This is a genomic window from Bacillus sp. N12A5, assembly GCF_026790125.1.
In the GTDB taxonomy this organism is placed as follows: domain Bacteria; phylum Bacillota; class Bacilli; order Bacillales; family Bacillaceae; genus Bacillus.
In genome coordinates this window covers 1-13667 of the sequence record NZ_JALAMR010000019.1, presented here as the reverse complement: position 1 = coordinate 13667, position 13667 = coordinate 1, and the positions used below count along the sequence as shown (strand labels likewise).

The following is a 13667-nucleotide window of genomic DNA, read 5'->3' as shown; positions in this document are numbered from 1 at the left end:
AGGCATTTTTCAATTCAAATCTTTATATCCCTATGGCCATCGGCCCGCCTACGACAGTGATCACCGTTTCAACAGATAAATCGTCAGTCCGATAGACGGTTACTGTGTTTTGCTCCGGCTGCGTGGTATATATAAATGCCTGATCAGGTGTGAGCGCGAAATCATTGGTACCAAGAAGATCGGCATCGGCAATCTCTGTATAACTGGCTGTATCAAACACATAGAGCTGTCCTGGAACAAGCAAATATGCTCGTGTGCTGTCAGATGAAAAGATCATTTTCGGACTTCCAAGGAACAAGTCGCTAAGTAAAGCTTTTTCCGCAAACGTATTTAAATCAATCACACTAACGTAACTCAAGTTCAAATCGTTTGGTTCTCTTGTCGTCACATAAGCAAATTGATTGTTTGGCGCTATCGCCATGTTATTAGGAGAATACAATCCAGTCAGAACTCCTGCGCTCGAACCGGCTGCTAGATCAATTTTATGAATAGATCCGCTTGCATTATCCACTACATAGGCAAACTGTCCAGTTGTATCGATCGCAATACTTGCTGGCAGAACAGCAACATTGTCAATCACACGATCTACTGATTTTGTTTCGGTATTAATGACAAAAATAGAATCAGAAAAATTGGTTAATACATATGCAAATGCACCGGCAGGATCAAAAGCGATTTGAAACGGTCTGCCCTCAATCGGGATGAATGCTGATGCCCTTAATGTGGTATTATCAATTACAGTTACGAGATCATAGTTATGATGCAGAACATAGGTGTATCGTTTATCAGGTGTAACTCCAAGCTCATATGGTGTATAAGGAACAGAAATTGTTTTTACGACAGTGTGAGTATTCGTATCAATGACTGTTACCGTCTGGTTGCTTTGGTTAGCTGTAAACGCATAAGATCCAAGTTCCGGCTCAGGGACAAGAACCATTGTGCCCGTCACAGTTAAAGAGCTTCCATAAAACGGCGGAACGACGACGAGATTTTCTATGGTAATGTTGCTGAAATCAGGGCAATCGTTAGATTCATCCGAATAATAAACGACTTGATCAATTTCTTCCGTGTGAATGACTGATACAGACCCGTTCCCTTGTCCATATTGATTTCGTACAGGCGATACACTGACAAGAAGCGTGATGGTTCCTTGAAGGCGCATTCCATAGATCACCCCAATATCCTCAGTACCAGGTCCTATCTCTGTTAAGCAAGGCTCACTGACACAGGAAAGATGATCTGTACTCCATGTAACCGCAGCGACTGCTTCCGCAGGATCAACGACAAACCCCTCCGGAACTTCAATCGGCACTTGAAATGGCGCTTCACGGCTGACTTCTTCATCACAAAAACAGAAACAATTTTCCTGTAAAACAGAAAGATCATTCTTTTTCATGATTTCACATCCCTTTTAGAAATGAATAGTTGGTTAAATCGCAATATCACTCGGTGAAACGCCAAGCGATATGACAGTTTCCACAGAATAGTCATCCGTGTTGTAAACAATGATGCTTTGCTCTATAAAACGAGTTGCATACAGAAATTCACCATTCGGGGTAAACGCAAAATCTCTTGCCGATTGCGGAAGATTTCCTATTACGCCTGCACCACTTGGACTGACGGAATATAGATTGTGAGTGAAACCATCAAACAAATACAATCCTGAAGCGCTCTTAAACATTTGATACTCACCCTCATACTCCAGCTCTTGGGTGCTACTGATCGTAAACGTATCTAAATCAATAATCGTCAAATAATTTAAGAAGAGATCTTGTTCTAATACATAGGCATACCGCTCCGGCGGCTTTGTTTCTATAGAATTGACAATAAGCTCTCGTTCAATTGTTCCTGTAACGTCACCGGTAGATAAATCCACTTTTTGCACTAAACCAAAATCAAGAACATAAGCGAACAACCCATTAGGATCAATTGCAATATCATACCCTTCAACAGGAATAGACCTTTCTACAGTTGAGGTTTGCATTCTGATCACATAAATGGCATTACCGGCGAGAACATAAGCGAAATCGTGCTCAGGCCCAAATTTAATTGTTTCAGGCGGCTCATCTAGCAGTATGGATGCAGTAACAGTCAATGTGTCATAATCGATGACAGAAATCATATTATTGTTAAAATGCAAGACAAACACAGAGCTTTTATCCGGGGCCATCTCAATACCTGTCGGCTCGTACGGAAGAGCAATCGTTGTCACAACAGTATGAGTGTTTGTATCAATCACAGAAACTGATTGATCATTTGGATTCGCTGTAAACGCATAAACAGGCTCCGGCTCAGGAACAAGCACAATTGTTCCCGTCACCGATAAAGGACTACCGTAAAACGGCGGGACGACAACAAGGTTCTCGATCGTGATGTCACTGATATTTGGGCAATCATTCGGTTCATCAGAATAATAGACGACTTGATCAATCTCTGCATTGTGAATGACAGAAACAGCCCCCTCCCCTTGTCCATATTGATTTCGCACAGGTGAGACACTGACAAGAAGCGTGACGGTTCCCTGCAGGCGGACTGCAAATTGAACACCGATTTCATCAGGCTCAGGCCCCGTCTCAATTAAGCAACGTTCACTGACACAAGAAAGGCTGTCCGCATTCCATGTGACGTTTGCAACAGCTTTAGCCGGATCAACGACAAACCCCTCAGGCAATTCAATCGGCGCTTGAAACATGGCTTCACGGCTTGCTTCTTCCTCACAAAAACATAAACATTCTTCTTGTGCAGCTCCTGCTTTTTCTTTAAAGGAAAGCTTGCTTATTCTCATCCCTTCACTTCCTTTTTCAGACATACACTGCTCACGCAGATACAACAGAATATGGAGGGAGGATGTGTTTGCTTGTACACATCACCGGGGACATAAGTGGTTTTTTGAATTTTTTTCCTCTAGCATGCGGTGTAACGAAAGAAAAGATTGCGGTTTTTTTGCGCTTCTCATAAGAATGATAATGATAAAATATGACATATATAGAATAATGAAGGGAGGGATTTACAAACGTGACAGGTGTCATATCTTCTTCTTCCGTTGGAGAAAAGATTAACGAATGGTATATGTACATACGCCGATTCAGCATACCCGATGCAGAATATTTGCGAAGAGAAATCAAGCAAGAGCTGGATCAAATGGAAGAAGATCAAGATCTTCATTTGTACTATTCACTGATGGAATTCCGGCACAACCTGATGCTTGAGTACCTTGAGCCGTTAGAAAAAATGCGGATCGAGGAACAGCCGAGACTGTCTGATCTGCTGCTTGAGATTGATAAAAAACAGGCTCGTTTAACTGGAGTCCTTGATTATTACTTTAATTTCTTCAGGGGCATGTATGAACTGGATCAGCGGGAATATCTGTCGGCTATTAAATTTTTCAAAAAGGCCGAAAGCAAGTTGATATTCGTTAAGGATCGGATAGAGAAAGCTGAGTTTTTCTTCAAAATGTCTGAATCTTATTACTATATGAAACAAACATATTTTTCAATGGACTATGCACGGCAAGCATATGAAATATACAAAGAACACGAAGCTTATAATATAAGATTGCTGCAGTGTCATTCTTTATTTGCCACCAATTTCTTAGATTTAAAACAATATGAGGATGCCATCTCACATTTTCAAAAAGCTTACTCTATGGCAGAAGCTGAAAATCAGCCCCAATTAATGGGAAGAACTTTGTACAATATCGGGCTTTGTAAAAACAGCCAAAGCCAGTATGAGGATGCCATAACTTATTTCAAAAGAGCAATATCTGTTTTTGAAGAATCAAACATTCTTCCTTCCTTGCCTCAAGCATATTTTTTAATTACACAGATTCATTATAAATTAGGAAAAATGGATAAAGCCCGTGAATATCATAGTAAGGGAATGGCTTATTCTCAAAAGGCCGAAGATGCAATATATTTATCAGAGTTTGAATTTTTGAAATCTTTATACTTATCAGGCCCGGATGAAGAAGCAATTCAAGGATTTTTTGATTTTCTCGAAAGTAAAATGTTGTACGCTGATCTTGAAGATTTCGCTATTGATGTGGCAAAATATTATCATGAACGTAAAAATTTTCAAAAAGCTTCTGCTTATTTTTTGAAGGTGGAACAAGTAAGGCAACTTATTCAAGGAGGAGTGAAATTGTATGAAATTGAAGTCTAAATTATTACTCTCTTGCCTGGCCCTAAGCACTGTTTTCATCGCAACGAATATTGCAAACGCACCTGCACACCAAATTGAAGTTGCACAACGAGGAATGATTTAACCGCCGTCCATCGGCGGTTTTTTTTCCTCTCTTTGCCCAGTCTTCCAATCATGCTATGATTTTTCAATACATCATAACGGAAGATGGCAAGGTGTTATGTCTCTGGAAAGTGCAAAACCCCACTTTAAACAGCGGCATCGGGAACAGGATGTCATGGAATTCGAAACGTCAAGCGCGACAGTTGACTAGCGGCTGAGACGATCGGCGTGAGCCCGGCAAGGATCGCCAAAACACTGTCCTTCAGAGGAGAAGGAGATCAGGCGATTCTGATTGTGGCAGCCGGAGATGCCAAGATCGACAACAATAAGTTCAGGCAAACATTTGGCTTTAAAGCAAGAATGCTCTCTCCTGATGAAGTACTGGAGCAGACAGGCCATGAAATTGGAGGAGTTTGCCCGTTTGGATTGGCTCATAATCTGGAGAGTTATTTCGATGTATCGCTGAAACGGTTTAAGACTGTTTTCCCTGCTTGCGGCAGCAGAAACTCTGCTATTGAATTAACACCAGAATAGTTATCTGAATTTTCTTTCTTAAAAGCATGGATTAATGTGTGCAAAGACTGGGAATAAAAAAAATCCAGACATGGTCTGGATTTTTTTATTTCACAAACCCAAGCAGCATTTCACGGATGATTTTGCTGGCTGTGTTTGCCGTTTGTTCTGAGTGGTCATATACCGGTGCGACTTCCACTAAATCAGCGCCCTTCACGTTTACCTCTGAGCGAGCGATTTCATGGATAGATGCAAGCAGTTCTTTAGACGTGATGCCGCCGGCGTCAACCGTACCTGTACCCGGTGCGTGTGCAGGGTCTAATACGTCAATGTCAATTGTGACATAAACCGGACGGCCCGCCAGCTTCGGAAGCACCTCTTTCAGCGGTTCAAGCACTTCAAATTTTGAGATGTGCATGCCGTTTTCCTTCGCCCATTCAAACTCTTCTTTCATGCCGGAACGGATTCCTAATGAATACACATTGTGCGGTCCGATCAATTCTGCGGCTTTACGGATTGGCGTTGAGTGAGAAAGCGGTTCTCCCTCATAATCAACGCGAAGATCTGTATGTGCATCAAAATGGATAATCGCAAGGTCTGGGTATTTCTTGTGCATTGCTTTAATGACAGGCCATGACACGAGGTGCTCCCCGCCCATGCCCATTGGGAATTTCCCTTTTTCTAAAATGCTGTCCACATATTCCTCAATCATATCAAGGCTTCTCTGCGGATTTCCGAACGGCAGCGGAATGTCGCCGGCGTCAAAGAAGTTCAGATCTGCCAGATCACGGTCTAAATACGGACTGTATTCTTCAAGGCCGATTGACACCTCGCGGATTCTGCCTGGGCCAAAGCGTGAGCCCGGGCGATAGCTGACTGTCCAGTCCATCGGCATGCCGTAAAGGATGGCGTCCGCTCCCTCCCACTCGGGACGGCTCGCAATAAATACTTTTCCTGAATAAGCTTCATCAAATCTCATCTATAATACCCTCGCTTTCCTGTAAAAAAGCGCAAGATTCGCTCCTGCGCCATACCAACATTATTTAATCAGATCACTCACAAATTTCGGAAGAACAAACGCCGCTTTATGAATATCTTTTGTGTAATATTTTGTCTCAATATCGAAGAAACGGCTATCTTCCACTGCAAGCGGATCATATTTTTTCGAGCCGATTGTAAATGTCCACAAACCGCTTGGGTATGTCGGAATGTTCGCCGTATACAGCTTCGTGATCGGGAAGATTTCCTTCACGTCGCGCTGTACATTTGTGATTAATTCCGGCGTAAACCATGGGTTGTCCGTCTGAGCGACGAAAATGCCGTCTTCTTTCAGCGCCTTCGCGATTCCCGCGTAGAATCCTTTTGTAAACAGGTTTACAGCCGGCCCTACAGGTTCAGTTGAATCTACCATGATTACATCGTATTGATTTTCAGATTTTGCAATGTGCATAAATCCGTCATCTACCTGCACGTCAACACGCGGATCGTCGAGTTTGCCTGCGATTGAAGGAAGAAACTTTTTAGAGTATTCGATGACCTTGCCGTCAATATCAACAAGTGTCGCTTTTTTCACGCTCGGATGCTTCAGAATTTCTCTGATGACGCCGCCGTCACCGCCGCCGACTACAAGAACGTGCTCCGGATTTGGGTGCGTAAATAACGGCACATGCGCCACCATTTCGTGATAAACGAATTCGTCTTTTTCAGATGTCATCACCATGCCGTCCAAAAACAGCATGTTGCCGAACTCTTCTGTTTCCACCATTTCTAAATGCTGAAACTCCGTTTGTTCTGTATGTAACGTTTTGTTAACCTTCATCGTAATGCCAAAGTTTTTCGTCTGCTTCTCTGTGTACCAAAGTTCGCTCAATTGTCATCTCCCTTTCAAGGCTGTATTCATTTATTGTAAGCGTCTTATCAGCTTTTATTCTCGGTTGAAATCTCATTTTCACCTAAGGAAAAAGTATAGAGGATGGCAGGGAAAAAGTAAAGATGCGTCCTGTTCTGTGATGTTTAAAAATGATCTTTTTTTCTCATAATAGTAGAAACATAAAAAAAGGGGGAACCCGTTGTGGATGCAATGACAAATAAACGGCTGAGACTGACGCTGAAAACCGTTCGCGCCTTTATCTTTTTAGGGGCTTTTGCGGCGTTGGCGGCAGCTGCCGTGTTTATGACTGTCATTTTGATAGCCAAATACCAGGGCGCTCCCTCGGTGCAAGTGCCGCAATCCACAATTTTGTATGCGAGTGACGGCTCAAAGCTCGGGGAAACGAACTACGGCGAAAAGCGCTATTGGGTCCCCTTAAAGGACATGAATCCGACGATCGTAAAAGCGACAGTGGCGATTGAAGACCAGAATTTCTACGATCATCACGGCTTTGATTATAAACGCATGGCCGGCGCGGCGCTTGCTGACCTGAAAGCATTTGCCAAGGTTCAGGGTGCAAGCACCATCACCCAGCAATATGCCAGAAATTTATACCTTGAACACGACAAAACGTGGAAACGGAAATGGAATGAGGCGTTCTACACGATCCGTCTGGAACAGAACTATTCTAAGGACGAGATATTAGAAGGCTATTTAAATACGATTTACTACGGACACGGCGCCTACGGCATTGAAGCCGCTTCCCGCCTGTATTTCGGCAAGCATGCGAAAAACCTGACGGATGCGGAGTCGGCGCTTTTGGCAGGAATCCCGAAAGGCCCATCCGGCTATTCACCGTATGTTAATGAAACGAAGGCCAAGGAGCGCCAGAAAACGATTGTGCGGATGATGGAAAAGCAGCGGATGATCAGCCATAAGAAAGCGAATGAACTGATCAAGGAACCTCTTTCCTATCAGCCTTTGAATAAACAAGTTTCCAAGAGGAAAGCCCCTTATTTCTATGACAATGCGATGAGAGAGCTGGAGAAAAAGCTCGGCATGACGCGGGAGCAAATTGAAACGAGCGGGTTAAACGTCTATACAACGGTAGATAAACGGATGCAGCGCATCGCCGAGGAGACCATTACCGAAACCGTCAACGCCGGCTCTGACATTCAAGTCGGGTTTTCGGCCATTGATCCCCGCACAGGAAACGTTCTCGCCCTTGTCGGCGGCAGGGATTATCAAAAAAGCCCGTTTGACAGGACGACCCAGGCGAAACGCCAGCCTGCATCGACGATCAAGCCGTTACTGTACTATAAAGCGATTCAGAGCGGATTTACGCCAGTCACTTTGATGAAAAGCGAAGAAACTGAGTTTCAAATTGATGCAAAAGGAGATACCTATTCTCCCAGCAACTATAACGGATACTACGCCAACAAGCCGATTACGCTTCTGCAGGCGCTGGCGCTTTCCGACAACATTTACGCAGTGAAAACCCATCTCTTTCTCGGCATGAACAAGCTTGTGCAGGCGGCAAAGGAATTCGGCATTACTGCGCAGCTTCAAGCATTGCCGTCCCTGGCGCTCGGCACCGAACCCGTGCGTCCGATTGAAATGGTCAACGCTTACGCCATGCTTGCAAATGGCGGGAAGAAAATCGAACCGACGTTTATTTCGCGAGTTACGGACGCGGCGGGCCATGTCCTGTACGAAAACCCGAGTCAGCATAAACAGGTGCTTGATGAAAAAGCTGCTTTTGTCACGGCGAATATGATGACAGGCATGTTTGATACGGATTTAAACGGCTATACATCAGTAACCGGACGGACGATCGCCAACCGCCTGACAAGAACGTACGCGGGAAAATCAGGAACCACCAGTGCAGACAGCTGGATGATCGGCTTCAACCCGAAGCTGGCCGCAGGCGTTTGGACTGGGTATGACAAAAACAGCACCATCGACTCAGTCGAAGAAAAAAGCTATGCCAAAACCATTTGGGCGGACTTCATGGAGGATGCGCTCAAAGGTGAACCGGAAACTGCGTTCAAACCGCCAAAAGGCGTAACCGGCGTGTACATTGATCCAGAAACAGGCTACACATCCGGCCCCGGCTGCGCCGCCAAGCATTACACGTATTTTGTCAAAGGCACTGAGCCATCAAACGTCTGCTACGGGGCAGAACCCGCTAAACAAACAAAAGGCCGGCTTCCAGCCAAAGAAAAACCCGCTTCCGAGAAAAAATGGTGGGACAAATGGCTGGGGCGGACTCATTAAAAATAACCCGGCTGCTCGGAGGCCGGGTTATTCGTATGGTTGGTCAATGACCCATGGAAGAAGCGTAACACAATCAAGCTGAATAATTGGCTTTGGGAAACCTTTAGGAATGTAAATTTGGTGATGCGGCACTGAAAATGAAATATGCCATGAGAAATCAATCTTTTTCGGGTTCATTTCTAGTCTCCCCTCAACAATACTGCCTACAATAAAATAACTCGCTATATAAAAGTGCAAATGATCTTTTATCCCATGGTAATTTATATCTGTGCATTTGGACGGAATGAGACCTAAACCCTCTAATACTTGAGCTTTTTGAACCGGCAGTTCATTCACTGCCTCATAGTAGTTAAGACAGTTACCGCATTCACACATATCCTCTATATCTTTCTTATACTGCTTACTCGTTTCTTCTACATCGGCTTTTATCACCCAATCGCCGACTCGAATGGTTTCGTACATCATATCCCCCTAAAAATGAAAAACCCCGAGTCTTGTTTCGGCTCGGGATTTTCCATGTCCTCATTTCTGTATCACCAGTTTACTCAATGTTTACAACAAATAGTTCAAATTTTCTAAAAGTTCATAGAAAGTTCACAAATTAATTGTCTTCCGGAAGCAGGCCTGTTTTTAATTCATCTGAGGACCGGTCCCATAGGCCCTGATCGTGTTTTTTCAGAAACTCGCCTAGTACACGCTTCGAGCTGTCGTCCATTTTATCAATGATAATTTTCCGTTTCATGGATTTATCCATCAGATTCACATGCTCAGGCAGTGATTTGTAGCCTCTTCTGATGCTTCTGTCGACCGTCATTTCACAGGCTGTCACACCAGCGTAATAAGGCCCCTCTTCTTTTCTGTCAATCGTTACCCACACAAGCCAGTATGGTTTGCCGTTTGGAACTTCTTCTTTGTTCGGCAAAAATTTAATTCCTTTTTCAACGGTGCTGCGGGCATGCATGGCGCCGATGTCTACGAACGCTTCTTTTTCGTCTACATCAACGAATACGGGAGAAATGTTGTCAAGGCTGAGTGCCCCTACGCCAAAACCGCCGTGTCCGTCTGTCGGATCACTTTTGATAATATTAAACCCGATTGATTTTTTCTTTTTTTCTTCCATGAAGTTCTACCTCCTACAAAAGCGGTTGAAATATCGCTGAAAACAGCTTTAAAATCGAATCTCTTCCTGCATTGAGCATCGGCCACAGCACGTAAGATCCTAGCGGTGTCACAAACAGCACCAAAAATACGATAAAGCCGTAGCTCTCCGCCTGCGTCATTTTGGCACGCACGCCCGGCGGAACGAGATCTTCTATAATTCGATAGCCATCGAGCGGAGGAAGCGGCAGCAGATTAAATAAAAACAAGACAAGATTCAGCTGTATCCAAATAGAAAAAAACTGATCCAGCCCCGTGCTGAACGCCGCAAGCATTTCCATTCCGTACGCATGCATCAACACTAACAAAAAGAAACCAATAAACGCAAGAATCAGGTTACTGACGGGCCCGGCTATAGATACGAGCACACCGGCAAGCCGAGGCTTCTTAAAGAAGCGTCGATTCACGGGAATGGGGCGCGCCCACCCGAAGCCGGCCACCAAAATCAAAATGGTTCCGAACGGATCAAGGTGTTTAATGGGATTCAGCGTCAGTCTTCCTTGTTTTTTCGCCGTATCGTCACCGAATTTGTATGCGACATAAGCGTGGGCAAGCTCGTGCATCGTAAACGACACAATTAGCGTGATGACGAGGTATGGCATTAAAGATAACGGATAATATAAAAAACGGTCCAAGTGAGATATCCCTCTTTCTCAAAATGCAAGAATTTACTTTATTCAGTATACTATAAGAAGCCTCTTTTTCTAAAGAGAGGAAACGAGATAAAGGAGGATTCAGCACCCATGCCATACGTAACTGTCAAAATGCTCGAAGGCCGTACAGACGAGCAAAAACGCAATCTTGTCGAGAAAGTAACAGAAGCCGTAAAGGAAACAACCGGTGCTTCTGAAGAAAAAATTGTTGTCTTTATAGAAGAAATGAGAAAAGACCATTATGCCGTTGCAGGCAAACGCCTGAGCGATATGGAATAATCTCTATAAAGCCGGCGCTTCGCGCACCGGCTTTTATCCCTATTGGGTCAGCTTTGCAATAATCGCCAATAACGCCTTTTTCTCTTCGTCTGTCAAACGTTCAAACATGTCGTCAATCAGCCCCTGGCGGTTTTCGATCATTTGCTCAGCCGCTGCCCGGCCCGATGCAGAAAGCGTAATCCAAACTGTGCGGCGGTCATTGTTATTTCTGGATCTCTCAATAAACCCCTCCTGCTCTAAATGATTCAGAGCCGTGGTCGTGGCAGAGGGAGACAGAGTGACCTCCTTCAGAATATCCTTTATGGTACAGCTCCCATGTCTGTATATGATCCGCAGAATAAATCCTCTTACATTATTTACGTGTTTCGGAACGGTGGCTTCATCTAATTGCTTCGTGCTTTTCAAATATTTTGTAAGTGCGTGATCCAGCAAATTTGCTTCCAGTTTGTCATGGTCCATGTAGATTTCCCCATTTCGAGATGCATTCATAACATACGAACGATATGATTTACTTATTATTTTACTGATTCCGAATAGGGAAAGTCAAAAAAGCAAAATGAAAATTTGCTGCTTTTCTCCTACATGTCTCGATTTTTCACCTGTTTGACAAGTTTTTCTTTAAATGTCTGAAAAGGAACATGTTCATTCTGCTGATGGCCGAATTGGCGGACGTTTACCGCACCTTCCTCCTCTTCATGATCTCCAAGCACCAGCACGTACGGAATTTTCTGCACCTGTGACGCTCTGATCTTGTAGCCCAGCTTCTCATTGCGCTCATCAATGCCTGCTCTTATCCCCAGCTGTTTCAGCTCCGCCTGTACCTTTCTGCAATAGTCCAAATGAACGTGCGATACCGGTATGATCTGAACCTGAATCGGTGCGAGCCAAACTGGAAAAGCCCCGCCATAATGCTCAATCAAAATGCCGAAGAAACGGTCAATCGAGCCGAATACCGCTCTGTGTATGACAACAGGACGAACCTTTTCATTTTGTTCATTAATATATGTTAAATCAAATTTTTCCGGCATTTGAAAATCAAGCTGAATTGTCGCGCATTGGTGGCTCCGTTTGAGGGCATCTTTTATGTGAAAATCAATTTTCGGTCCGTAAAACGCCCCATCGCCTTCATTGATCTCATAAGACAGGCCAAGCTCCTCAAGGACGTGTGCCAAGGCACTCTCCGAGGCTTCCCAAAGGCTGTCATCGCCTAATGAGTCCTCCGGGCGTGTTGAAAGCTCAACTGAATACTCGAAGCCAAATGTGCGATATACCTTATCAATCAGCCGTATTGCTTCTTTGATCTCACTCTCAATCTGATCCTCCCGAACGAAAATATGGGCGTCATCCTGGCAAAACGTCCGGACGCGAAGCATTCCATTTAAGGCACCGCTGTATTCATGGCGATGCACCTGCCCGAATTCCGCCATGCGAATCGGCAGATCCCGATAAGAATACAGGCTGTTTTTAAAGATGAGCATGTGGCCGGGACAATTCATCGGCTTCATTGCGAAGCTTGTGTCATCGACTTCTGAAAAATACATATTGTCGCGATAATGATCCCAGTGGCCTGACTGCTCCCATAACCGCTGATTCATCATAAATGGCGTACGCACCTCATCATAGCCGGCATTGGTTTGCAGCTCACGCGAGAAACGTTCCAGCTCATTGCGGACAATCTGCCCTTTCGGCAAATAAAACGGCATCCCCGGCGCTTCCTCAGAAAACATAAACAGTTCCAACTGTTTACCCAGCTTGCGGTGGTCTCGTTTTGCCGCTTCTTCCAGCAAATGCAGATGTGCATCGAGATCTTTTTTCTTTTGAAACGCAACCCCGTATACCCGCTGCAGAACTTCATTTTCACTGTCTCCGCGCCAATAAGCGCCTGATACTCTTATTAGTTTGAACGCCTTGATCATCCCTGTAGAAGGGAGATGCGGCCCACGGCACAGGTCAACGAACTCTCCCTGCTGGTACAGTGTGATAACCTCTCCGCGCGGAATATCCTTTAACATCTCCAGTTTAAACGGCTCGCCTTTTTTGGCAAACAGCTCTTCAGCCTCTTGATAAGAAATCTCCATTCGTTTGAGTTCAAGGTTCTCATTTATAATGCTCTTCATTTCTTTTTCGATGGCCTCTAAATCTCCTGATGTCAAGCTTCGATCCAGCTTCATGTCATAGTAGAAGCCGTCTTCAATCACTGGACCTATGCCCAAGGACACGTCGCCGTATAGCCGTTTCACCGCTTGAGCCAGCACGTGTGCTGATGTGTGGCGGAGCACCTGCAGGCCTTCTAGCGAATCAAGTGTGACAATCGAAAGCTCAGCATCCTCCTCCAGCTTGAAGCTGAGATCCACAAGCTTGCCGTTGACCTGGCCCGCAGCCGCCTTCTTTTGCAGGCTGGAACTGATAGAACCAGCCGCTTCTTTGATAGTGATGCCTTTCGGAAAGTCCTTCATCTGACCGTCCGGAAGCTGAATGTGCACTTGTTTACTCATTTTTAAAACACTCCTTATCAATCGTTATATATAAAAAAACACACCCGTCCCGCTGAAAGGGACGAGTGTGTGATGACCCGTGGTTCCACCCAAGTTCCCGACAAACGATATATTGTCGGCTCGGTGCTGTAACGCAGCATAGACGGCATTGGATACTTCAGTTCCCCAATGCTGCTCCAA

The 13667-nt window shown here is 44.7% G+C and carries 13 protein-coding genes and 1 pseudogene; 5 read left to right on the top strand and 9 right to left on the bottom strand.

What is annotated here, in order from left to right:
• Positions 1 to 22: 22 nt before the first annotated feature.
• Together MOC09_RS17925 and MOC09_RS17920 are read right to left on the bottom strand one after the other, a co-directional pair.
• Positions 23 to 1396, bottom strand: a complete 1374-nt coding sequence (locus MOC09_RS17925; RefSeq protein WP_268359956.1) for a YncE family protein — start codon at positions 1394 to 1396, stop codon at positions 23 to 25.
• Positions 1397 to 1429: 33 nt separating this feature from the next.
• The gene (locus MOC09_RS17920) at positions 1430 to 2785 is read right to left on the bottom strand and encodes a YncE family protein (protein WP_268371355.1); all 1356 of its coding nucleotides are present in this window, start codon (positions 2783 to 2785) and stop codon (positions 1430 to 1432) included.
• 230 nt (positions 2786 to 3015) lie between these two features.
• Between MOC09_RS17920 and rapF the strand changes: the two genes are divergently transcribed.
• The 3 genes and pseudogenes from rapF (at position 3016) to MOC09_RS17905 (ending at position 4776) form a co-directional block, all read left to right on the top strand.
• Positions 3016 to 4161 carry a response regulator aspartate phosphatase RapF gene (gene rapF, locus MOC09_RS17915; RefSeq protein ID WP_268367185.1) on the top strand — a complete coding sequence of 382 codons (1146 nt, stop codon included), beginning with the start codon at positions 3016 to 3018 and terminating at the stop codon, positions 4159 to 4161.
• Positions 4145 to 4264: a PhrC/PhrF family phosphatase-inhibitory pheromone gene (locus MOC09_RS17910; RefSeq protein WP_024713860.1), complete on the top strand. Its 120-nt coding sequence runs from the start codon at positions 4145 to 4147 to the stop codon at positions 4262 to 4264. Before rapF ends, MOC09_RS17910 begins: the two co-directional genes overlap by 17 nt.
• 96 nt (positions 4265 to 4360) lie before the next feature.
• Positions 4361 to 4776: pseudogene (locus MOC09_RS17905) on the top strand (YbaK/EbsC family protein).
• Positions 4777 to 4861: 85 nt separating this feature from the next.
• Here MOC09_RS17905 and speB read toward each other — a convergent pair.
• Both speB and speE read right to left on the bottom strand, forming a co-directional pair.
• Positions 4862 to 5734 (bottom strand): agmatinase, encoded by an 873-nt coding sequence (speB, locus tag MOC09_RS17900; RefSeq protein ID WP_268371353.1) that lies wholly within the window; start codon positions 5732 to 5734, stop codon positions 4862 to 4864.
• 60 nt (positions 5735 to 5794) lie between these two features.
• Entirely contained in the window at positions 5795 to 6625 is an 831-nt protein-coding gene (gene speE / locus MOC09_RS17895) for a spermidine synthase (protein ID WP_003227543.1), read from the bottom strand.
• A 201-nt stretch (positions 6626 to 6826) separates the two neighbouring features.
• Between speE and MOC09_RS17890 the strand changes: the two genes are divergently transcribed.
• Positions 6827 to 8902: a transglycosylase domain-containing protein gene (locus MOC09_RS17890; protein ID WP_268358947.1), complete on the top strand. Its 2076-nt coding sequence runs from the start codon at positions 6827 to 6829 to the stop codon at positions 8900 to 8902.
• Positions 8903 to 8929: 27 nt separating this feature from the next.
• Here the strand turns inward: MOC09_RS17890 and MOC09_RS17885 are convergent, their stop codons facing one another.
• From MOC09_RS17885 to MOC09_RS17875, 3 genes are all read right to left on the bottom strand, one after another.
• Positions 8930 to 9364 carry a hypothetical protein gene (locus MOC09_RS17885; RefSeq protein ID WP_268358946.1) on the bottom strand — a complete coding sequence of 145 codons (435 nt, stop codon included), beginning with the start codon at positions 9362 to 9364 and terminating at the stop codon, positions 8930 to 8932.
• Positions 9365 to 9503: 139 nt separating this feature from the next.
• Positions 9504 to 10022 carry a YwhD family protein gene (locus MOC09_RS17880; protein WP_268358944.1) on the bottom strand — a complete coding sequence of 173 codons (519 nt, stop codon included), beginning with the start codon at positions 10020 to 10022 and terminating at the stop codon, positions 9504 to 9506.
• 13 nt (positions 10023 to 10035) lie between these two features.
• Positions 10036 to 10695 carry a site-2 protease family protein gene (locus MOC09_RS17875; RefSeq protein ID WP_003243167.1) on the bottom strand — a complete coding sequence of 220 codons (660 nt, stop codon included), beginning with the start codon at positions 10693 to 10695 and terminating at the stop codon, positions 10036 to 10038.
• A 108-nt stretch (positions 10696 to 10803) separates the two neighbouring features.
• On the opposite strand from MOC09_RS17875, the gene MOC09_RS17870 reads away from it, so the two are divergent.
• Positions 10804 to 10992, top strand: coding sequence for a 2-hydroxymuconate tautomerase (locus MOC09_RS17870; RefSeq protein WP_003222038.1), 189 nt, complete (start codon positions 10804 to 10806; stop codon positions 10990 to 10992).
• 39 nt (positions 10993 to 11031) lie between these two features.
• Here MOC09_RS17870 and MOC09_RS17865 read toward each other — a convergent pair whose 3' ends face one another.
• Together MOC09_RS17865 and thrS are read right to left on the bottom strand one after the other, a co-directional pair.
• Positions 11032 to 11451, bottom strand: a complete 420-nt coding sequence (locus MOC09_RS17865; RefSeq protein ID WP_268358942.1) for a MarR family transcriptional regulator — start codon at positions 11449 to 11451, stop codon at positions 11032 to 11034.
• 119 nt (positions 11452 to 11570) lie between these two features.
• On the bottom strand, positions 11571 to 13487 hold the full coding sequence (gene thrS, locus MOC09_RS17860) for a threonine--tRNA ligase (RefSeq protein WP_268371352.1): 1917 nt from the start codon (positions 13485 to 13487) through the stop codon (positions 11571 to 11573).
• Between the last annotated feature and the right edge of the window lie 180 nt (positions 13488 to 13667).

What these genes read in the sequence shown, in the direction of transcription:
- MOC09_RS17865 (WP_268358942.1), bottom strand. Translation starts at nt 11,451, where the DNA reads ATGGACCATGACAAACTGGAAGCAAATTTGCTGGATCACGCACTTACA.
- speB (WP_268371353.1), bottom strand. Translation starts at nt 5,734, where the DNA reads ATGAGATTTGATGAAGCTTATTCAGGAAAAGTATTTATTGCGAGCCGT.
- MOC09_RS17885 (WP_268358946.1), bottom strand. Translation starts at nt 9,364, where the DNA reads ATGTACGAAACCATTCGAGTCGGCGATTGGGTGATAAAAGCCGATGTA.
- MOC09_RS17920 (WP_268371355.1), bottom strand. Translation starts at nt 2,785, where the DNA reads ATGAGAATAAGCAAGCTTTCCTTTAAAGAAAAAGCAGGAGCTGCACAA.
- MOC09_RS17870 (WP_003222038.1), top strand. Translation starts at nt 10,804, where the DNA reads ATGCCATACGTAACTGTCAAAATGCTCGAAGGCCGTACAGACGAGCAA.
- MOC09_RS17880 (WP_268358944.1), bottom strand. Translation starts at nt 10,022, where the DNA reads ATGGAAGAAAAAAAGAAAAAATCAATCGGGTTTAATATTATCAAAAGT.
- thrS (WP_268371352.1), bottom strand. Translation starts at nt 13,487, where the DNA reads ATGAGTAAACAAGTGCACATTCAGCTTCCGGACGGTCAGATGAAGGAC.
- MOC09_RS17925 (WP_268359956.1), bottom strand. Translation starts at nt 1,396, where the DNA reads ATGAAAAAGAATGATCTTTCTGTTTTACAGGAAAATTGTTTCTGTTTT.
- MOC09_RS17910 (WP_024713860.1), top strand. Translation starts at nt 4,145, where the DNA reads ATGAAATTGAAGTCTAAATTATTACTCTCTTGCCTGGCCCTAAGCACT.